Genomic DNA, 20,117 nt, shown 5'->3' with positions numbered 1-20,117 from the left:
CAGCATGCCTGCGGCGAAATATGATGGTTATTGGCGCCAAGAACAAGACCGTAACCGGGCGTAATGCTTCGTGAAGACACGAAAATCCGGATTTATCGGCCTTCCGAAGCCCAACATTAACAAGATTTAACCGAATCCTGGTCGCGTTGAGCCTGCAGATGCCTGCCGATCAGAGATTGCGCAGCACCGGCGCCGCCTTGTGGCCCAGCACCCGCCAGGTGCCGGCGAGGCCAATGCCGACCGTGACCACCAGCGCAAAGATGATGGTTGCCACCGCCACATCGGGCATGAAATGCGACGGCAGCGTCATGACGCGCGCGACAACGAACCACGCCGCAATCCCGCCTGCCGCCAGCGCGAAGATCGCGGTGGCGAGGCCGATTAGCATGTATTCCAGCGAAAAGGCCGCGATCAGCGTCTTCCTGGTAGCGCCCAGCGTCTTCAGCACCACTGCATCGTGGATGCGGGCGCGGTTGCCGGCGGCCAGCGCGCCGGCCAGCACCAGCACCGAGGCGATCAGCGCCACGCCGGCCGCGGCCCTGATCGCAGTGCCGAGTTGCGCCACCAGCCGGTTGACGATGTCGAGCGCGTCCTTGACCCTGACTGTCGTCACCGCCGGAAAGGCACGGGTGACGGCGTTAAGAAGACGGGCATCGTCGGCCGGCGACGCGCCCTTGTCGGTCAGCGTCGCCAGCCAGCTATGCGGCGCGCCGGCAAACGTGCTGGGCGAGAACACCATGACGAAATTGATGCCCATCGTCTCCCATTCGACCTGGCGGAAATTGGCGATCTTCGCCGTCACGTTGCGGCCAAGCACGTTGACGGTGATGGTGTCGCCGAGCTTCAGCCCGATCTCTGCGCCTTCCTCGGCCGAAAATGACACCAGCGGCTCGCCGGCATAGTTGTCCGGCCACCAGGAGCCTTCGGTCAGCGTCGCATTCGCGGGAATACTGGCCTCGTAGGTCAGCCCGCGATCGCCGCGCAGCACCCAGGCCCCTTCCGGCGCAACCCTAGCCTTGTCGACGTCGACGCCGTTCAGCGCCATCACCCGGCCGCGCAGCATCGGCACCTTGACCAGCGTGCCCTTCGGCGCTTGCCTGCCGACCAGGGCAGAGAACGCGTCGACGTCGCTGCTCTGGATGTCGACGAAGAAGAAGTTCGGCGCCCGTTCCGGCAGGCTGCCGGAAATCTGCCGCCTGAGATTGCCGTCGATCAGCGCCAGCGTCACCAGAAGCGTCAATCCCAGCCCCAGCGACAGCACCACCGACGGCGTCAAGGCACCTGGCCGATGGATGTTGCCGATGGCGAGCCTGAGCACCGTCGAGCCAACGCGCGGGCTCTTTTTAGCGGCCCACTGCACCAGCGCGCCGACGATGCGTAGCACCAGGAAAGCAAAAATGGTGGCGCCGACGAAGATCGAGGCGATATAGCGGTCGCCGGAAAACAGAATGGCCAGCGCCGCCAGGAGCAGCGCGATGCCGAGCGCCGCCGCCGTGTAGAGCGGGCGCGGAAAACCGCGGCCCTCAAAACCCATCTCGCGAAACAGCGCCGTCGCCGGCACGTCGCGCGCACGGCCGAGCGGCAGCAAGGCGAAAGCCAGCGTCACCAGCAGCCCGAACAGCGCCGCCATGCCGAGTGCGCCGGGATAGAACCCACCTTCCGCAGGCACCGGAATGACCGACTGGAGTACCGCGCTCGCCGCAAACGGCATCAGCGCGCCAAGCACAAGGCCGACCGTGATGCCGAGCCCGGCGATCATCAGGATCTGCACCAGATAGACGGTAAAGACGAAACCGCCCGAAGCCCCCAGGCTCTTGAAGGTGGCGATGACGCCGCGCTTGCCGTCGAGATAGGCGCGCACCGCATTGGCGACGCCGACGCCGCCGACCACCAGCGCCGTCAGCCCGACCAGCGTCAGGAACTGCGAAAACCGTTCGATGTTGGAGGACAACGCCGGTGCTGCGTTGCTGCGCGTGCGGATCGACCAGCCGGACTCGGGAAAATCCTCCGCCGCCTGATCCTGAATGGCTTTTATGCCCGCCTCGCCGGTGCCTCCGGGCAGGCGGACCTTGTAGGCGTTCTCGACCAGGCTGCCGGGCTGGATCAAACCGGAAGCGGCAAGCCCGTCCGTCGAGATCATCAGCCGCGGCGCAAAGCCGAAGCCGTCGGACACCGCGTCCGGTTCGTTGACGAGCCTGGCGCGCAGTTCGAAGGTGGCGCTGCCCAGCTTCAGCCGGTCGCCGACCCCAAGGTTCAGCCGCTCGAACAAAAGGTCGGGTGCTGCAGCGCCGAAAACACCGGATTTTTCGCCGAACAATTCCTGCTTCGACAGCGCCGGCTCGGTCTCCAGCGCGCCATAGAGCGGATAGGCTCCATCGACCGCCTTGGCCTCGACCAGCGCCTGATCGGAACCGTCCTCGAGCCGAGCCATCGAACGCATGTTGGCGCTGTGCGAGACCGTGCCCAGCCCGTCAAGAAAGACGTGCTCGGCTTGCGTCGCGGCGCGCTGATTGAGTTGGAAACGAAGATCGCCGCCGAGCAGCGACTGGCCCTCGTTGGCGACACCGGCGGTAATCGCCCGGGCCACCGAATTGACGCCGCCGATCGCCGCGACGCCGAGCGCGATGCAGGCAAGGAAGATCAGGAAGCCGGACAGCCCACCGCGCATCTCGCGCAGCGAAAAGCGGAAGGCGAGTGAAAAGGTGCGCGCCCAAGTGGCCGCTTCATCCGGCCGCGGAGCCTGTCCTCGGGCTTGCCGAAGGCAAGACCCGTGGGCGTCCACCTTCTCCCCGAGCGGAGAAGAGGTCGCCAACGCCGGCGCCAGCCTCTTCTCCCCGCCGGGGAGAAGGTGGCCCGAAGGGCCGGATGAGGGGATCTTGTCAGCCATTTGCGCTACGCCGTCACTTTACGCAATGGCGCGCCCTCGATCCGGCCCGACCGCATCGATACCTGCCGGGAGCAGCGTGCGGCAAGCGCCGGATCGTGGGTGACCAGCACCAGCGTCATGCCGCGCTCGGCAGCCTTAGCGAACAGAAGATCGGCGACCTGCCGTCCCGTGGTCTGGTCGAGATTGCCGGTCGGCTCGTCGGCGATCAGGATGCGCGGCGAAGGCGCCAGCGCCCGGGCGATCGCCACACGCTGCTGTTCGCCGCCGGACAATTCGCCGGGATAGTGGGTGATGCGGTCACTCAAGCCCACCGCCTCCAGCTCCCGCGCCGCCACCCCGAACGGATCGGCATGGCCGGCAAGTTCCAGCGGCACTGCGACATTTTCGAGCGCCGTCATATTGGGGATGAGGTGGAAGGACTGGAAGACGATGCCAATGTTTCGCCCTCGAAACGATGCGATCTGGTCTTCGCTCCTGCCGTTCAGCAATTCTCCGGCAATTCGTACCGTACCCGAATCGACCCTTTCCAACCCAGCCAAAATCATCAGCAGCGTCGACTTTCCCGAGCCCGACGGCCCGACGATGCCGGTCGCCTCGCCATCGGCCACATCGAGGCTGACGCCTTTCAGCACTTGGACGGAAGACGCGCCTTCGCCGAGCGTCAGCGATACATTTTTCAGCGCGATGACGGTTTCTGTCAAAATAAAATCGTCCTATATGGGAAAGGGGTGGCCAGAATCCGCTGGTATAATGTTCTCGGTCATATGGGGCCTGCCGCATGGCTTTCAAACACACTCTTGCCGCAGCCTTGATCGTTTTCCTCGGATTTTGCGGCGCCATTTCGTCGGCGCGCGCCGAGCCCTTCAAGATCGTCGGTTTCGGCGACAGTCTGATGGCGGGCTTTGGCCTCGGACCGGACGAAGGCTTCACCCAAAAACTTGAGGCAGCACTTCGCGCCAAGGGCCACGACGTGACCGTCACCAATGCCGGCGTCTCCGGCGACACGTCGAGTGGCGGCCTGTCGCGGCTCGACTGGTCGGTGCCGGACGGCACTCAGCTCGTCATCCTCGAGCTCGGCGCCAACGACATGCTGCGCGGCGTTTCTCCCGCCATCACGCAAAAGAATCTGGACGCCATGCTGGCGAAGCTGAAGCAGCGCAAGATCGCGGTGCTGCTGGCCGGCATGCGCGCCGCACCCAATCTCGGCGCCGACTACCAGAACGGCTTTGACGCGATCTTTCCGAAACTGGCGGAAAAATACGGCGTCCCGCTCTATCCGTTCTTTCTCGACGGCGTGGCCGGCGAGCCGGCTTTGCAACTCGACGGTCTGCACCCGAATGCGCAAGGCGTCGACCTTATGGTCGAGCGCATTTTGCCGGATGTCGAAAAGGCCATTGCCATGGTTCAGGACAACTCTTGAAGGACTGGATGAGGCTGCGCGTTCCGCCGGGACGATTTGAATTTTAGGCAGGGCTGCGACCAATAAACCGCTTGCCCCGTTCGATTATCAATGATTCGCTAGCGACAAGAGTTCGATTCGAGGACAGGAGGCTTCCCATGCCACGTCTTTTCACCGCCCTCGAAATTCCGCGTGACGCCGCCCTTTCGCTGTCCCTGCTCCGGGGCGGCCTGCCCGGGGCCCGCTGGATCGACGTCGAGAACTACCACATGACGCTACGTTTCATCGGCGATGTCGAGGGCCATGTCGCCGACGATATCGCCAACGCACTCGACCGCGTCCACCGCCCGTCCTTCCCGCTGACGCTGTCCGGCGTCGGCGCCTTCGGCCAGAAGAAACCGCATGCGGTGTGGGCCGGCGTCTCCGCCTCGCCCGACCTTTCGGCACTGCAAGCCGAGATCGAGCGCATCTGCCAGCGCCTCGGCATCCCCGCTGATCCGCGCAAGTTCATGCCGCATGTGACCTTGGCCCGCTTACGCAATTCGAGCCCGCTCGACGTCGCCCAGTATCTTTCGGCACGCGGCAATTTTTCGACGCTACCTTTCCGTGTCAGCCGCTTCGTCCTGATGTCGTCGCGCGATTCGGTCGGCGGCGGACCCTACATCGTCGAGGAGGCCTGGCCGCTGTCGGGTGCCGACAGCCGTGCCTCGAGCCGCGTCGCCAGCGCCTCCGACGCTTCGCGGATCATGCGGTAGACCGAGGCAAACGCCTCCGGCCCCTCGTGATAAGGGTCCGGCACGTCGCTCGCCCTTCCCTCCGCGAACTCCAGGAACAGATGGACACGGTCGCGCATGGCGGCAGGCACCAGCGCTTTCAGATCCCGGAGATTCGATCGGTCCATGGCGAGAATGAGGTCGAAACGCGAAAAATCGTCCTGCGTCAGCTTGCGCGCCCGCTGTCTGGAAATATCGATGCCGTGCCGCTCTGCGATCGACATCGAGCGCGGGTCGGGCGCCGAACCGGCTTCCCAGTCGCTGGTTCCGGCCGAATCAAGCAGGATATCCCGATCGAGACCGCGCTCCGCCAGGACAACGCGCAACACGCCCTCCGCCAACGGTGAGCGGCAGATATTGCCGAGACAGACGAAAAGAATGGATTTTATCGGCTTTGCGCTCATCGATCCGGCACTATGCTGAAGACTGCGAATCCAGATAGCACGGGAAACGGCAATGACGAGAGAGAAACTGAGCAAGGAGGCGGTCGTCGAGGCGCTGGCCGGGCTCGACCGCTGGTCGCTGGCCAGGGACGGCGGCTAGATCGCTCGCACCTTCACCTTCAGGAGTTTTTCCGAAGCCTTCGCCTTCATGACCCGTGTCGCCCTGGCGGCGGAGAAGATTGACCATCATCCCGACTGGTCGAATGTCTACAAGACCGTGAACGTGACGCTGAACACCCATGATGCCGGCGGCCTGACGACGCTCGATTTTGAACTGGCCAAGACGATGGACCGCTATTTCGGCGGTTGAACTCGCTGGTTCCCTTCGACGTTCGCTGCCGGTCCTTTCCAAGCTGTCAGAATCGCTGCGTCGAGACATCGGCATCTTGTAGTGGGGCACTGCTTTCACCACATTTTCCGCTGGCAGGCGCGCGTGGAACGACATGCGTAGCCTCCTTAGGAGAGACTGATGGCGCAAAAATCAGGTTTTGATTTCTTCGGCTTTAGCGGCAAGCCGGGCGAGGAGAGCGAAGTGCGGGAGAAATTCTGGCGCACGGCCAAGAGGGCTGCCCGGCAGATCCCGTTCATGGAAGAGCTGGTCGCCGCCTACTACTGCGCCATGGACAAGAACACGCCACTGCGCGCCAAGGGCATCCTGGTGGCGGCGCTCGGCTATTTCGTGCTGCCGACGGACGTCATCCCCGACTTCGTCTTCGGACTGGGCTTTACCGACGACATCGCGGTGCTGACCGCCGCGATCACCACCGTCAAAGCCCACATCACATCAGCGCATCGGCTCGCCGCCAAGCAGGCGATTGCCGACAACAGCTGAGCCGGCGATAAGGCAGAAAAGTCAAACTCTTGCCGCTTTCGTGGCCTCCAAGTCGCGAAAGGGACGTTGCAACTGCCGCTTTTAGAGCGACGGGCGCAAGGATGGCGGCGGTTTCCTAGGGTGGATGTCCTTTTCCCAAGGGAAATTCACCGTTTGGTAACCCAGATTAAATCAAAATGAAGCGACGGGCAGGACGCCGAGCCGGCCTGCCTCCGCACCATATATGGGAAAAGCGATGCGCGGATTGATTGCTACAATTTCGAGCCTGGCACTGGTGGCCATGACAGCGCCGGCTCTGGCGCAGTCGGCGACCAAGATCGGCCAGCACAATGCCTGGGGCACCTACAGCTACCAGGCGTCGGGCGGCAAGGTTTGCTATGTGTTGACCGTGCCGACCGACAAGCAGCCCCCGACGCTTGACCATGGCGACATGTTCTTCTTCGTCAGCCAGCGGCCGGGACAGCAGGTGTCCTACGAGCCGCAATTCATCGCCGGCTACAATTTCCAGGAAAACTCCAAGGCCACCATCACCATCGACGGCAAGAGCTTTTCGATGTTCACCCGCGGCAAGTCGGCCTGGGTCGAGAACGCCGCCGAGGAGCCGGTGCTGATCGCCGCGATGAAAACCGGCAGCGACATGAAGGTGCAGGCCAAGTCCGGCCGCGGCAACACCACCACCTATGTCTTTTCGCTGAAAGGCATTTCGGCGGCGCTGTCGTCCATCGCCAAGTGCAAATAGCCATAGGCGAAGCGGAGTTTGAGTAAGGGCCGGGCCGCAAGCCCGGCTTTTTGCTTTTTAAAACGCCGCTGGCCGGCACATTGCGGCGAGCCTTGCACCGCCGCCACCCATGACTCCGCCGTCAACCTGTGCTATGCGCCGCGCTTCATTTCCAGCACGATGCTGTAATCGGCCGCAAATCGCTTATATTGGCGCAACAATGACCCTTTCATTCGACCTCACCGCCGAAGGCGCCCGTGACGCGTTGCGCGCCCGCGCCACGCCGGCCGAAAAACCGTCGCTGATCGGCCTGACCCGGGCCGAGCTTGGCGCTGCCCTGGTTGCATCAGGCATCGTGCCGGAGCGCCAGGCCAAGATGCGCGCCCAGCAGCTCTGGCACTGGATGTATGTGCGCGGCGTCTCCGACTTTGCCGGCATGTTCAACATCTCCAAGGATTTGCGCGCCGAGCTCGACAAGCATTTCACCGTCGCCAGACCCGAGATCGTCGAGGAGCAGATTTCCTCTGACGGCACGCGCAAATGGCTGTTTCGTTTTCCGCCGCGCGGCGCCGGCCGGCCGGTCGAGATCGAGACCGTCTACATTCCCGAAGAAGGCCGCGGCACGCTCTGCATCTCGTCGCAGGTCGGCTGCACGCTGAGCTGCTCCTTCTGTCACACCGGCACGCAGAAGCTGGTGCGCAACCTGACATCAGAAGAAATCCTCGCCCAGCTTTTGACCGCCCGCGACCGGCTCGGCGATTTCCCCGACCGCGACACGCCCGATGGCGCCATCGTGCCGGCCGAGGGCCGGAAAGTGTCCAACGTCGTCATGATGGGCATGGGCGAGCCGCTCTACAATTTCGAGGCGGTGAAGAAGGCGCTGCTGATCGCGTCCGACGGCGACGGGCTTTCCCTGTCGAAAAGACGCATCACGCTGTCGACCTCCGGCGTCGTGCCGGAAATCTTCCGCACTGGCGAGGAGATCGGCGTCATGCTGGCGATCTCGCTGCACGCCACCAATGACGATTTGCGCGACCTTTTGGTGCCGATCAACAAGAAATATCCGTTGAAAGAGCTGATCGCCGCCTGCCGCGCCTATCCCGGCCTGTCGAATGCCCGGCGCATCACCTTCGAATATGTGATGCTGAAGGACGTCAACGATTCGATCGAGGACGCCAAGGGGCTTATCAAGCTGCTCAAGGGCATTCCGGCCAAGATCAATCTGATCCCGTTCAACCCGTGGCCGGGCACCAACTACCAGTGCTCTGACTGGGAGACGATCGAGAAATTCGCCGACTACATCAACAATGCCGGCTATGCCTCGCCGATCCGCACGCCGCGCGGCCGCGATATTCTCGCCGCCTGCGGCCAGCTCAAGTCGGAGTCCGAGCGCATGCGCAAGGTCGACCGGCTGGCGCTGGAAGCGATGATGATCGCGGGGCACGGCGAGGCGTGACCCGTCTCATTGCCTATCTCGTCCGCTTCGCCGTCATCCTGATCGGCTATGTCGTCGCCGCGCTGGCCGCCAGCGCCTTCCTCAATATCATGTTTCTGGCGTCGCTGGGCTATACGCCGGAGCACGCGCACCCCACGGCGACGGCTTCGCTGTATTTTTCTATCCCCTTCGTTGCCCTGTTCGTCGCCTATTTCGCCTTCATGCCGGCAGCCATCGCCATTCTCGTCTCGGAAATCCTCGGACGGCGCGACTGGCTGTTCTATGCGCTGGCGGGCGCGGTGGTCGCGGCGGTCTTCCTCGGCTTCGCCTACCAGACCGCCGATGCCAATTTCGAGATCACCGATCCGCGCGTCGTCGCTGCCGTGATCGGCTGCGGCATGGTCGGCGGCATTTTCTACTGGCTAAGCGCCGGGCGCTCGGCCGGAAGCTGGCGTCAAGCCGGAAGGTCCGCGCCTACTTCGCCTGGGCGGTCAGGATCTTAAGCGCGAAGGCCGAAAACACCCCGGCGAACAGATAATCGACGACGCGCGTCACCCGCGGGCTGGTCTTCATCGCCGCGGAGAATTTTTCTGCTGCAAAGACCATTGGCGCTGTTACCGGGATCGACAAAATGACGAACATCGCGCCGAGGAAGAACAGCTTTCCAGGCGCGTTCGGATCATGCGCCGAGACAAATTGCGGCAGGAAGGTCATGAAGAACAGGATGATCTTCGGGTTGAGCAGATTGACACCGAGCCCTGCCGCCCAAGCGCGGAACAGCGAAATCTCCGGCCCGCTCTTCTTCTCGGGTGAAAAGGCCGACCCCTTGGTGATCGCCTGCCAGGCCAGGAAAACGAGATAGCCGGCGCCGAAGATCTTCAGGGCCAGGAAGGACATCGGCGAGGCGACGATCAGCGCCGAGATGCCGACCACGACCAGCGTGGTGTGGATCAGTGTGCCGCACAGTGCACCGGCCATCGAGGCAAAGCCGGTGGCGCGGCCATGGCTCAGCGTGCGCGACACGAACAGTGTCATGTCAGGCCCGGGTGTGATCGCCAGGATCACGGTGGCAATGGCGAACTGGATCAGCGTCGTGGTGTCGGGAATGAAGGACATGGGCGGGCCCTGGATAAACAGGTGGAGCCTATATCGCAGGCGCCAAGCCGGCGCCAGCTTCTCGCTAGCAAAGCGTCTGGTCCAGCCGGGTCGAAAGGTCGATGTCGGCGCCGTTGGTAGTTGGCGAAGGCCGCAGCGACATCCGATCTCCCCGCTTGCGCGGAGATCGGCAGCTTCACCGACGGCCTGAACACCGTTCGTCTCTTGCGCAGCCCGGAAAGCCCGTGATACCTCGCCCGGCGAGAACCCTTGTCGCGGAACCGCCAATATGTCCCCCAGCCTGTCAAAAGCAAAAGCCGTCAAGAAGGTCGTGCTCGCCTATTCCGGCGGCCTCGACACTTCCATCATCCTGAAATGGCTGCAGACCGAGCTTGGCGCCGAAGTCATCACCTTCACCGCCGATCTCGGCCAGGGCGGCGAGTTGGAGCCGGCGCGGCGCAAGGCCGAGATGATGGGCATCAAGGACATCCGCATCGTTGATGTCCGTGAGGAATTCGTCTCCGACTTCGTCTTCCCGATGTTCCGCGCCAATGCTGTCTATGAAGGCACGTATTTGCTTGGCACCTCGATCGCCCGGCCGCTGATCTCGAAGCACCTGGTCGAGATCGCAAAAGAAACCGGCGCCGACGCGGTTGCGCACGGCGCCACCGGCAAGGGCAACGACCAGGTCCGCTTCGAGCTCTCGGCCTATGCGCTCAACCCCGACATCAAGGTCATCGCGCCATGGCGCGACTGGTCGTTCAAGTCGCGCACCGACCTGATCAACTTCGCCGAGCAGCACCAGATCCCGGTGCCGAAGGACAAGAGGGGCGACGCGCCGTTTTCGGTCGACGCCAACCTGCTGCATTCGTCTTCCGAGGGCAAAGTGCTGGAAGACCCGTGGAGCGAGCCGCCGGAATTCGTCCATCAGCGCACCATCTCGCCGATGGATGCGCCGGACAAGGTCACCGAGATCGAAATCGAATTCCTGAAGGGCGATCCGATCGCGCTCGACGGCAAAAAACTGGCGCCGGCGACGATGCTGGCCGCGCTCAACGATCTCGGCCGCGACAACGGCATCGGCCGGCTCGACCTTGTCGAGAACCGTTTCGTCGGGATGAAATCGCGCGGCGTCTACGAGACCCCCGGCGGCACCATCCTGATATCAGCCCACCGGGCGATCGAATCGATCACCTTGGACCGTGGCGCCGCTCACCTCAAGGACGAGTTCATGCCGCGCTACGCCGAGCTGATCTACAACGGCTTCTGGTTCGCGCCCGAGCGCCTGATGCTGCAGGCGATGATCGACAAGAGCCAGGAAGATGTCGAAGGCACGGTGCGGCTGAAGCTCTACAAGGGCAACGTTATCGTCACCGGCCGCAAGTCGAAAAAGACGCTCTATTCCGACGCGCTGGTCACCTTCGAGGACGACCGTGGCGCCTACGACCAGAAGGACGCCGAAGGCTTCATCCGCCTCAATGCGCTGAGGCTGCGGACACTGGCGGCGCGTAGTCGAAAAAGCTAGCCAGTTTCTCTGCACGGAGGGATTTGGCTCTTTTGACTGAGCCTCCAGGGGACGGTAGGCAGTCATTGGTGACCGGCCTGCCCCCAGCCGCCAATCTCCAACGTTGGCGATTAGCCACAGGCCACCACGCCTTCGTCATCCTAGGGCGGAGCGACGCGAAGCGGAGCGCAGACCCTGGGATCCATTCCGTGACTTCAGCCGTAGAATGCTGCGGCTCAGAACGGCGCTTGTATCCACCACTGCGCCAATGGAAGATCGAACTGATCGAGAAGACCAATCCAGAATGGGTCGAGCTTTTTCGCGGAACGGGGTGGTAGCGTTCGGTTCCGCAGGAGCACTGCCGCGAGGTAACGGCATGGATCCAAGGGTCTGCGCCGCGTCGCTTCGCTCCTTGCTTCGCCCTAGGATGACGAAGTGGAGGATGTTTCGGCCAATCTCGAATGTCCTTGCGCCCTGCCATGAAATCGCCGCTGAAAACAATCGACGTTCGCTGCCGCTCGGCTTCCGGGACGGAGACCACTGCGTTGGCCGATGCCTGTTCCGCTGGTGGGGCCTTGAGTAGTTCGAGCCGCCTCGCTCGACCTCGCTGCGATCGAACGCAGGGCCGACATGCCTGCCTATCACGGTTTTGCACTGTCGATTTGTCCCGCCTGGCCCATGGCCGGAAGGCACTTCTTCAGCTCAATATTGCCTAAGGAATATGCGAGGGAACCATGCGAAAACTGATCTCCACCGGCTCGCCGTTCGAGAAGGCCGCCGGATATTCGCGCGCCGTGGTACAAGGCGACTGGTGTTTCGTTTCCGGAACGACTGGCTACGACTATGCGACCATGTCGATGCCGGAGACGGTCGAGGGGCAGACGCGCAATTGCCTGGCGACGATCGCCAAGGCGTTGCAGGATGGCGGCTTCGAGATGGCCGATGTGGTGCGGGCGCATTTTTACATCACCGACGCGGCTTTCGTGGATATCGTCTTTCCGATCCTCGGCGAGGCCTTTGGCGACATCAGGCCAGCGGCGACGATGATCGTCTGCCAGCTCAATAAGCCGGAAATGAAGGTCGAGATCGAAGTGACGGCACTCAAGCGCACGGCCTGAGCGCGGCGGCGGTGCAGAAGCTTGCGCGACGTCGGCGGGCGTCAAGCATCGCCAAAGATGCTCTGAACCAAACGCTTGCGCATAGCCCGCTTGGCGTTTAGCAAGGCCGCGGCTCTACAGCGCCGCGCGTCCTTTTGGACGCAAACGACCCTGTAGAATTTTGGTTCTGCGCATGATCTTTCCGAAATCGATGCCGATTTCGGGGTCATGCGCCACAGTTAGGACGGTTCTAATGGCTTCGAAAAATCTTCTCCTGCTCGCCGGCGACGGCATCGGCCCCGAGGCGATGGCCGAGGTGAAGAAGCTGATCGCCGCCATGAACGACAAGCTCGGCAGTGGTTTCGTCACCGATGAGGGGCTGGTCGGCGGCTGCGCCTATGACGCGCATGGCGCGGCGATTTCCGATGCCGATATGGCCAAGGCGATGGCTGCCGACGCGGTGCTGTTCGGCGCCGTCGGCGGGCCGAAATGGGATGCGGTGCCTTATGAAGTGCGCCCGGAAGCCGGACTGCTGCGGCTGCGCAAGGACATGGAGCTGTTCGCCAATCTCAGGCCGGCCATCTGCTATCCGGCGCTGGCGGCGTCGTCCTCGCTCAAGCAAGAGGTGGTCGAAGGACTCGACATTCTGATCGTGCGCGAACTCACCGGCGGCGTATATTTCGGCGAGCCGAAGCAGATCATCGATCTCGGCAATGGCCAAAAACGCGGCATCGACACGCAGGTCTACGACACGTTCGAGATCGAGCGCATTTCGGGAGTTGCGTTCGAATTGGCGCGCACCCGCAAGAACCACGTCACCTCGATGGAAAAGCGCAATGTGATGAAATCAGGCGTGTTGTGGAACGAGGTCGTCACGCAGACTCACAAGGCCAGATATGCCGACGTCAAGCTCGACCACATGCTGGCCGATGCCGGCGGCATGCAGCTGGTGCGCTGGCCCAAGCAGTTCGATGTCATCGTCACCGACAATCTGTTCGGCGACATGCTGTCCGACATCGCCGCCATGCTGACCGGCTCGATCGGCATGCTGCCGTCGGCGTCGCTCGGCGCGCCGGATGCCAAGACGAAAAAGCGCAAGGCGCTCTACGAGCCGGTGCATGGCTCCGCGCCCGACATATCAGGCAAGGGCATCGCCAACCCGATCGCCATGATCGCCTCCTTCGCCATGTGCATGCGCTATTCCTTCGGCATGGTGGCCGAGGCCGACCGTCTGGAAAGCGCCATCGCCGCCGTGCTCGACCAGGGCTTGCGCACAAGGGATATTCTTTCCGAGGGCATGACCGAGGTCGGCACCACTCAGATGGGCGACGCGATCATTGCCAAGTTCCTGGGCTGAGCCTGTGGCGGTCGAAGTCCGCCCGCCTTCCAGCCCCTCAAAATCACTGTGTCGAGCAGCTAGGCCCTGACGCCCGCCCGCACTGGACCCCACTGGTTTTCACGGGCCTGCGTTGGGATCAGCGCGAAGACCAGGATGATCAGCCAGCCGATGGTTGGGATGAGCACCGCCAGAAAAAGCCAGCCGGTCAGGCCGATGTCGTGCAAGCGACGCACGTTCAGTCCGATCCATGGCGGGATCGTCGCCAGCACAAACGTACCGCAAAGACCGACCGTCACTGCCGGCAATTCGTCAATATTGCCCATGGCGTCGTCGATGAAGAGGCCAATGCCTAAGACCACAATCAGCGCGATCGTCCAGAACAGGCAAAAGCCCCAATATTCCTTGCGGCGGGCACGACCGGCGAAGTTGAAGTAATTTTCAGTCAGGCCCCGCCAGAAATAATCCCACAATCCGGTAGCCGCGGCGGGACGACTTTCAGCGGACCGGCCGAAATGTTGCGGCGCCCCGGGCGCATTGCCGGCCTGAGACGGGGCGACGGATGCGTCCGTCGGACTGGCGGTTTGGGCGCGGACCGAAAAAACGTCGCGTGCCCGTCCGCCAGCCGGCTGGAACTCGATGGCTGTGCCCCTGCCTATCGTCGCCTCTCGGCGCAGATCCTCGCGCGCGAACGTGTAGCGGTTGCCGTCGGCTCCGGTGATGAAACCGAAGCCGTGGTCCTCGTCATAGTGAAGCACTTCGCCGCGCATGTCCTGCCCCTCGTCCCGCTGGCCAGACTGTTCAAAGTTGCGGCAGACCGCAAGGGGTGCGTGCGAAATGGAGCTGTGGGCATGTCGCGCCACCATGCCTTCGTCATCCCCGGGGCGGCAGGAGCGAAGCGACGTGCAGGACCTTGCTACAGCTTTCGTTTTCCGCGGCGTTCTTTGGCCACCTGTCAAGATCGCATAATTCAGGCCGGCCGCTTCTTCGATTTCTTGTTCTTGGCGGGTCCGGCCTTGTCGAATTTCGGTTTGCCCGCCTTCCCGGCCCAGGGCTTTGCCTCGAACGCGGCAGGGCGCTGATCGGCTGACGGTGCGCGCTTCTCGAATTTGGGCGCGTTCTGGTCGAATGTCCGCTTGCCACGGTGTGGCTTCTTGTCCGGCCGTGGCTCCTGATAGCCGGCCCGCGACAGGTCGGGCGTGCCGTCCAGCCGCTTCACCGCGATGTTGTTCTGCAGCTTGCGGTCGGGGCCGATCGCCTGGAGAAACCGGTCGGCCCAATCCGCCGCGATCTGCACGAAGGTTTCCTCCGGCTGCATCTTGATGGCGCCGATCTCGCGCTTGCTGATGCCGCCGGTCCGGCACAGCATCGGGATCAGCCAGCGCGGCTCGGCATTCTGCCGGCGCCCCACCGACAGCGAGAACCAGACGCTGTCGCCGAAATCGTCGCGGCGGCTTGGCGCCTCGTCGCGACGGGCGGATCGATCGCCAGAGGGCCTGTCGCCTGACGGCGTGAACGGTGCGACGTCAAGGAGATCCTCGGGCGCCGAGCGGCTGGAGCGGCACATCCGCACAAAGGCCGCCGCCACCAGTTCGGCGCCACGTTGGTCGAGAAGCGTGCTGACGAAGCCGCGCTCATCATCCGTCACAGGCTCGCTGAAGACCGGGTCGGCGAGGATGCGCTCGTCGTCGCGGCGCAGCACGTCGTCGGCCGAAGGCGGGCTTGCCCATGTCGCCGCAAGACCGGCACTTTGCAGCAGCCGTTCGGTGCGCCTGCGGGCATTGTTGGGCACGATCAGCGCGCTGACGCCTTTGCGTCCCGCCCGTCCGGTCCGCCCGCTTCGGTGCAGAAGTGTCTCCGGATTGGTCGGCAGGTCGGCGTGGATCACCAGTTCGAGATTGGGCAGATCGATGCCGCGCGCCGCCACGTCGGTGGCGATGCAGACTTTTGCGCGGCCGTCGCGCATCGCCTGCAGCGCGTGGCTGCGCTCGTTCTGGCTCAGCTCGCCCGAAAGCGCCACCACGGAAAAGTTGCGGTTGTTGAAGCGCGCGGTCAGGTGATTGACGGCGGCGCGCGTGTTGCAGAACACCAGTGCGTTCTTCGCCTCGTAATAGCGCAGCACGTTGATGATGGCGTTTTCCCGGTCGGCTTGGGCCACGCTCAGCGCCCGGTATTCGATGTCGAGATGCTGCTTTTCCTCACCGGCGGCCGAGATGCGCACCGCATCGCGCTGATAGCCTTTGGCCAGCGTGGCGATGGAGCGCGGCACGGTGGCCGAAAACATCAGCGTGCGACGCTCGGCAGGGGCAGCGTCGAGGATGAATTCCAGATCCTCGCGAAAGCCGAGATCGAGCATCTCGTCGGCCTCGTCGAGGACGACCGCCTTCAGATCAGATATGTCGAGCGAGCTGCGGGTGATGTGGTCGCGTAGCCGGCCAGGCGTGCCGACGACGATGTGGGCGCCGCGTTCCAGCGTGCGTCGCTCGGTGCGCATGTCCATGCCGCCGACGCAGGACGCTATCGCTGCGCCGGTCAGTTCATAGAGCCATTCGAGCTCGCGCGTTACCTGCAAAGCGAGCTCGCGCGTCGGCGCGACGGCCAGCGCCAGTGGTGCGGCGGCGTGGGAAAAGCGCTCGGCGCCATCGAGAAGGGTCGGCGCCAGGGCGAGCCCGAAGGCGACGGTCTTGCCGGAGCCGGTCTGCGCCGAAACCAGCGCATCGGCCTGCCCGAGCTCGAGAACCGCCTTCTGCACCGGTGTCAGCTCGACATAGCCGCGTTTTTCCAGCGCCTTTGCCAGCGCGGGGACAAGTGCTTCGAAATTGGACATATGCTTCTTTCGGAATTCGGATTCTTTTATGCCCGGCAATGGGTCATCCGTCGGCAAACGCTCGAGCGCCACGAGCCAAACGATCCAATCGTTCGTACTTCGCGCCGCCGTCATTGTACAGGGCAAGCCGCCTCGCCGGGTCGCGATTGACTCTTTGCGCAAACCGCGTAAAAGCCGGCACCGAACGGGATAGTTTCGATGCGCGGCCTTTTGATGGCGCTTCTTGCATTCGACTTCCCCGGCCGCAATGCGAACCATTGGGCCGGGCGTGTCGGCGCGTCTCCTCGTTCCAGCAAAACCACGGCTAAAACGACCACTAAAACGGTCTGATTCCCTTGGCCTAACCACCCTCTCCCGGGTCCGGCCCGGGGGTTGAAACCCGCTTCGGCCGGCGGGTTTTCTCCAAAAACCGAGCGGAGAGGACAGGAGATTTCGATGAGTTTCAAGGTTGCAATCGTCGGCGCCACGGGCAATGTGGGCCGGGAAATGCTCAACATACTGGAAGAGCGCGGCTTTCCGGTGAGCGAGGTGGTGGCGCTGGCCTCGCGGCGCAGCCAGGGCACGGAAGTGTCGTTCGGCGACCGCACGCTGAAGGTCAAGGCGCTCGACCAATATGATTTTTCCGACACCGACATCTGCATCATGTCGGCCGGCGGCAACGTCTCTAAGGAATGGTCGCCGAAGATCGGCAAGCAGGGCTGCGTCGTCATCGATAATTCGTCGGCTTTCCGCTACGACCAGGACGTGCCGCTGATCGTGCCGGAAGTGAACCCGGACGCGATTTCGCTGTTCACGCGCAAGAACATCATCGCCAATCCGAACTGCTCGACGGCGCAGCTGGTCGTGGCGCTGAAGCCGCTGCATGACTTCGCCACCATCAAGCGCGTCGTCGTCGCCACGTATCAATCGGTCTCCGGCGCCGGCAAGGAAGGCATGGACGAGTTGTTCACGCAGACCCGCGCCGTTTTCGTCGCCGACCAGGTCGACGTCAAGAAGTTCACCAAGCGCATCGCCTTCAACGTCATCCCGCATATCGACGTCTTTCTCGACGACGGCTTCACCAAGGAAGAGTGGAAGATGGTCGCCGAGACCAAGAAGATGCTCGACCCCAAGATCAAGCTGACGGCGACCTGCGTGCGCGTGCCGGTGTTCATCGGCCATTCGGAAGCGGTCAACATCGAGTTCGAAAAGCCGATCACCGCCGAGGAAGCACGTGAGATCCTGCGCGAAGCGCCGGGCTGCCAGGTTCTCGACAAGCGCGAGGACGGCGGCTACATCACGCCGCTGGACTCGGCCGGCGAGGACGCCACCTTCATCTCGCGCATCCGCGAGGATTCGACCATCGACAATGGCCTGTCGATGTGGATCGTCTCCGACAATCTGCGCAAAGGCGCGGCACTCAACGCCGTGCAGATCGCCGAATTGCTGATCGAGCGCGGGCTGATCCAGCCGAAGAAGAAGGCGGCATAGTTTTCGCTCACGGGCCGTATCGCCGCTGCCGCGGCGGGCACTCCGCGGGGGGCGCCGAACAACCGGCGGCCCGCAGTCGCGGGCTCGGCCTTCGGCCGGTTAGCCCCTTCTCCCCGTTTTACGGGGAGAAGGTCCCGGCAGGGGGATGAAGGGCAGCGCCCACATTTCCAGACACAAGGCGCCCGCCTCACCCACGATTCTCTTCCGCCAGCTTCGTCAGTATCGCGACCGCCTCCTCCGCCCGGTCGGCCGGGACGAACAGATGGTCGTGGTAGAAAGCCGAGACCGGATTGACGCCCATGCCGGCGGCGGCAAGACGCGTGGTGATGGCGGCGAGGAAGCCTACCGCCTCCAGCGACGAATGGATGTTCAGCGTCACCATGCGGCAGCGAAACACGATCTCCAGGCCAGCGGCCTCGGCTTCCTCCTCTAGCGCGATCACCGTCGTCCCCTCGCGCTCGCGAAACAGCATCACTGGCTCAAAGGCGTCCGGTACGGGCGCATCGCGCGGCAATGTGGCGAAGACGTGGATGCCGGGACGCAATTCCGGCGTCATCGTTGCCAGCAGTTTCTTCAGATCGGTCTCGCCGGCCATCGATTTGCTCCCGAATGTCTTGCGGATTTTCGATAACGTGCTCGGCCCCAGGCCGGCAAGACGACATCGCCATGTCGCTGCCGGCTGGGCTTATGCGTGTGTTGCGTCACACAATGGAACCGATCAGGATCATTGCCGGTCCGTGAAAGGGGTTTCGATGATCGTTCGCCCGCGCCCGGGATTCTTGCATCTGTTCTTCATCATGCGCGGCTCGGTGGTGCCGCGCATCCTGCCGCAGATCTTCGGCTTCGGCGTCTATGGCGCGCTGGTGGTGCTGGCGGTCAGGGCACTGAAGCTCGACTTCGGCAATGCCGGCCCCGCGCCGTTCGCCTTGCTCGGTGTGGCGCTGTCGATCTATCTCGGTTTCCGCAACAATGCCGCCTATGACCGCTGGTGGGAAGCGCGCAAGCTGTGGGGCCAGCTTGTCTTCGACATTCGTAATCTGGCGCGCGCCAGCACCGGGCTGATCGAAAACCGGGCGGAACTGCGCGGCCTGCTGATGGAGGCGATCGCCTTCTGCCACTTCCTGCGCGGCCTGCTTCGGCGGGTGGACGCAACGTCGGACGCACGCGCGTTCATCGGCGACGAAGCCGAAAGTGCCGCCAAGGCGGCCAACGCGCCCGACGCCATGGTGCGGCGGATGGGCGAGCGAGCCGCCGCACTATACAGGGCCGGGGCGATCGACGTCATGGGCTACCGCATCCTCGACGAGCGCCTGGCTGAAATCGCCGCAGCGCAGGCCGGCTGCGAGCGCATTATGGGAACACCGCTTCCGTTTGCCTACACGCTGCTCCTGCAGCGCACCGCCTATATCTTCTGCCTGCTGCTGCCGTTTGGGCTCGCCTCGACTGCCGGCTGGGCGACGCCGCTTTTCACGGCGCTGATTGCCTACACCTTCTTCGGCCTCGACGCGCTCTCGGAGGAACTTGAGGACCCGTTCGGCACCGAGGCCAACGACCTCGCCCTCGACGGCCTGTGCCGCGTCTGTGAAATCTCGGTGTTCGAGGCGCTCGGCGAGGCGCCGCCAAAAATGATCCCCGCCGACAAATACTATTTTTCCTAGGGTTTGTTCCCACGCGCATGGCAGCGCCGTGCGCTCAAAAGATCGTAGACGTGTCGGATCGCCGCCTCACGCCGCGTCCTTGGTTCGACCCTCGCCAAGAGGGCTCGAAACAACCGGAGGACCAATGACCATGTCTCAAACAGCATCCGTCACGCCGGGCGCGCTGTGGACCGGCCGAGGGCTCAGCGCCCTCATCGTGCTGTTCATGATCTTCGACGGCGTTATCAAGCTGCCGCCGCTCGATGTCGTCACCCAGACCATGGTGCAGCTCGGCTGGCCGGCCGATCCCAATGTCTCGCGCATGCTCGGCATCATCGGACTGGTCTCGACCGCGCTCTATGCGGTGCCGCGCACCTCGGTGCTTGGCGCCATCCTGCTCACCGCCTACCTCGGTGGCGCCATCGCGACGCACATACGTATCGGCAGCCCGCTGTTTTCGCACACACTGTTCGGCGTCTATCTCGGCTTCATCTTGTGGGGTGGCCTTTTCCTGCGCAACCCCAGGATGCGATCGCTGATCCAGTTCAATCGATAGCGGCGACTTCAAAAGCCGTTCGATGGCGGTCACGCCGCCAGAGAAGGCGCCGTCTGCCGCCGCCCTTCTTCTTTGTCTTTGGATCAAATCGCCCGGTTGCGAGTTAGA

At 63.3% G+C, this 20,117-nt stretch carries 19 protein-coding genes and 1 pseudogene; 13 read left to right on the top strand and 7 right to left on the bottom strand.

The annotated features are described in order from the left end of the window. Positions 1-169: 169 nt before the first annotated feature. Both AC0NIE_RS05275 and AC0NIE_RS05270 read right to left on the bottom strand, forming a co-directional pair. Entirely contained in the window at positions 170-2,668 is a 2,499-nt protein-coding gene (locus tag AC0NIE_RS05275; RefSeq protein ID WP_473486016.1) for an ABC transporter permease, read from the bottom strand. Between the two features lie 224 nt (positions 2,669-2,892). After that, on the bottom strand, positions 2,893-3,588 hold the full coding sequence (locus AC0NIE_RS05270; protein ID WP_473485961.1) for an ABC transporter ATP-binding protein: 696 nt from the start codon (positions 3,586-3,588) through the stop codon (positions 2,893-2,895). Positions 3,589-3,665: 77 nt separating this feature from the next. Between AC0NIE_RS05270 and AC0NIE_RS05265 the strand changes: the two genes are divergently transcribed. Together AC0NIE_RS05265 and thpR are read left to right on the top strand one after the other, a co-directional pair. After that, a complete protein-coding gene (locus AC0NIE_RS05265) occupies positions 3,666-4,307 on the top strand; it encodes an arylesterase (RefSeq protein WP_473485962.1) in 642 nt (213 codons plus the stop codon). Between the two features lie 137 nt (positions 4,308-4,444). Continuing rightward, positions 4,445-5,041, top strand: a complete 597-nt coding sequence (gene thpR, locus AC0NIE_RS05260; RefSeq protein ID WP_473485963.1) for an RNA 2',3'-cyclic phosphodiesterase — start codon at positions 4,445-4,447, stop codon at positions 5,039-5,041. Here the strand turns inward: thpR and AC0NIE_RS05255 are convergent. Then, on the bottom strand, positions 4,945-5,463 hold the full coding sequence (locus AC0NIE_RS05255; RefSeq protein ID WP_473485964.1) for a low molecular weight protein-tyrosine-phosphatase: 519 nt from the start codon (positions 5,461-5,463) through the stop codon (positions 4,945-4,947). The genes thpR and AC0NIE_RS05255 overlap by 97 nt on opposite strands. Before the next feature lie 52 nt (positions 5,464-5,515). Here AC0NIE_RS05255 and AC0NIE_RS05250 point away from each other — a divergent pair. From AC0NIE_RS05250 to AC0NIE_RS05230, 5 genes and pseudogenes are all read left to right on the top strand, one after another. Continuing rightward, positions 5,516-5,812, top strand: a pseudogene (locus AC0NIE_RS05250) (4a-hydroxytetrahydrobiopterin dehydratase). Between the two features lie 159 nt (positions 5,813-5,971). Further along, entirely contained in the window at positions 5,972-6,334 is a 363-nt protein-coding gene (locus AC0NIE_RS05245) for a YkvA family protein (protein ID WP_123148767.1), read from the top strand. A 235-nt stretch (positions 6,335-6,569) separates the two neighbouring features. Further along, positions 6,570-7,073, top strand: coding sequence for an invasion associated locus B family protein (locus tag AC0NIE_RS05240; RefSeq protein WP_473485966.1), 504 nt, complete (start codon positions 6,570-6,572; stop codon positions 7,071-7,073). Positions 7,074-7,272: 199 nt separating this feature from the next. After that, positions 7,273-8,508, top strand: a complete 1,236-nt coding sequence (gene rlmN / locus AC0NIE_RS05235) for a dual-specificity RNA methyltransferase RlmN (protein WP_473485967.1) — start codon at positions 7,273-7,275, stop codon at positions 8,506-8,508. After that, positions 8,505-8,990, top strand: a complete 486-nt coding sequence (locus AC0NIE_RS05230; protein WP_473485968.1) for a hypothetical protein — start codon at positions 8,505-8,507, stop codon at positions 8,988-8,990. Before rlmN ends, AC0NIE_RS05230 begins: the two co-directional genes overlap by 4 nt. On the opposite strand, the gene AC0NIE_RS05225 is transcribed toward AC0NIE_RS05230, so the two are convergent. Then, positions 8,962-9,603, bottom strand: a complete 642-nt coding sequence (locus AC0NIE_RS05225; RefSeq protein ID WP_473485969.1) for a LysE family translocator — start codon at positions 9,601-9,603, stop codon at positions 8,962-8,964. The two genes, AC0NIE_RS05230 and AC0NIE_RS05225, sit on opposite strands and share 29 nt — an antisense overlap. Positions 9,604-9,883: 280 nt before the next feature. Between AC0NIE_RS05225 and AC0NIE_RS05220 the strand changes: the two genes are divergently transcribed. The 3 genes from AC0NIE_RS05220 to leuB all read left to right on the top strand — a co-directional run bounded on the left by AC0NIE_RS05220 (position 9,884) and on the right by leuB (position 13,540). After that, positions 9,884-11,107, top strand: coding sequence for an argininosuccinate synthase (locus tag AC0NIE_RS05220; RefSeq protein ID WP_473486017.1), 1,224 nt, complete (start codon positions 9,884-9,886; stop codon positions 11,105-11,107). Between the two features lie 713 nt (positions 11,108-11,820). Then, positions 11,821-12,204: a RidA family protein gene (locus AC0NIE_RS05215; protein ID WP_473485970.1), complete on the top strand. Its 384-nt coding sequence runs from the start codon at positions 11,821-11,823 to the stop codon at positions 12,202-12,204. 232 nt (positions 12,205-12,436) lie between these two features. Next, the gene (gene leuB, locus AC0NIE_RS05210; RefSeq protein ID WP_473485971.1) at positions 12,437-13,540 is read left to right on the top strand and encodes a 3-isopropylmalate dehydrogenase; all 1,104 of its coding nucleotides are present in this window, start codon (positions 12,437-12,439) and stop codon (positions 13,538-13,540) included. 59 nt (positions 13,541-13,599) lie between these two features. On the opposite strand, the gene AC0NIE_RS05205 is transcribed toward leuB, so the two are convergent. Both AC0NIE_RS05205 and AC0NIE_RS05200 read right to left on the bottom strand, forming a co-directional pair. Further along, the gene (locus AC0NIE_RS05205; protein ID WP_473485972.1) at positions 13,600-14,289 is read right to left on the bottom strand and encodes a DUF805 domain-containing protein; all 690 of its coding nucleotides are present in this window, start codon (positions 14,287-14,289) and stop codon (positions 13,600-13,602) included. 200 nt (positions 14,290-14,489) lie between these two features. After that, positions 14,490-16,346, bottom strand: coding sequence for a DEAD/DEAH box helicase (locus AC0NIE_RS05200; protein ID WP_473485973.1), 1,857 nt, complete (start codon positions 16,344-16,346; stop codon positions 14,490-14,492). Positions 16,347-16,781: 435 nt separating this feature from the next. Here AC0NIE_RS05200 and AC0NIE_RS05195 point away from each other — a divergent pair, with 435 nt between their 5' ends. After that, complete coding sequence (locus tag AC0NIE_RS05195) at positions 16,782-17,816, top strand: aspartate-semialdehyde dehydrogenase (protein WP_123148759.1); 1,035 nt, start codon at positions 16,782-16,784, stop codon at positions 17,814-17,816. Positions 17,817-18,003: 187 nt separating this feature from the next. On the opposite strand, the gene AC0NIE_RS05190 is transcribed toward AC0NIE_RS05195, so the two are convergent. Continuing rightward, a complete protein-coding gene (locus tag AC0NIE_RS05190) occupies positions 18,004-18,411 on the bottom strand; it encodes an ACT domain-containing protein (RefSeq protein WP_473485974.1) in 408 nt (135 codons plus the stop codon). A gap of 157 nt (positions 18,412-18,568) precedes the next feature. Between AC0NIE_RS05190 and AC0NIE_RS05185 the strand changes: the two genes are divergently transcribed. Both AC0NIE_RS05185 and AC0NIE_RS05180 read left to right on the top strand, forming a co-directional pair. Then, positions 18,569-19,474: a bestrophin family protein gene (locus AC0NIE_RS05185; protein WP_473485975.1), complete on the top strand. Its 906-nt coding sequence runs from the start codon at positions 18,569-18,571 to the stop codon at positions 19,472-19,474. Between the two features lie 124 nt (positions 19,475-19,598). After that, complete coding sequence (locus AC0NIE_RS05180) at positions 19,599-20,009, top strand: DoxX family protein (RefSeq protein ID WP_123148756.1); 411 nt, start codon at positions 19,599-19,601, stop codon at positions 20,007-20,009. The last annotated feature ends 108 nt before the right edge of the window (positions 20,010-20,117 follow it).

This window comes from Mesorhizobium sp. WSM4842, from assembly GCF_055901575.1.
Note: the sequence above shows the minus strand (reverse complement) of the source record. Positions and strands in the feature narration are given on the sequence as shown.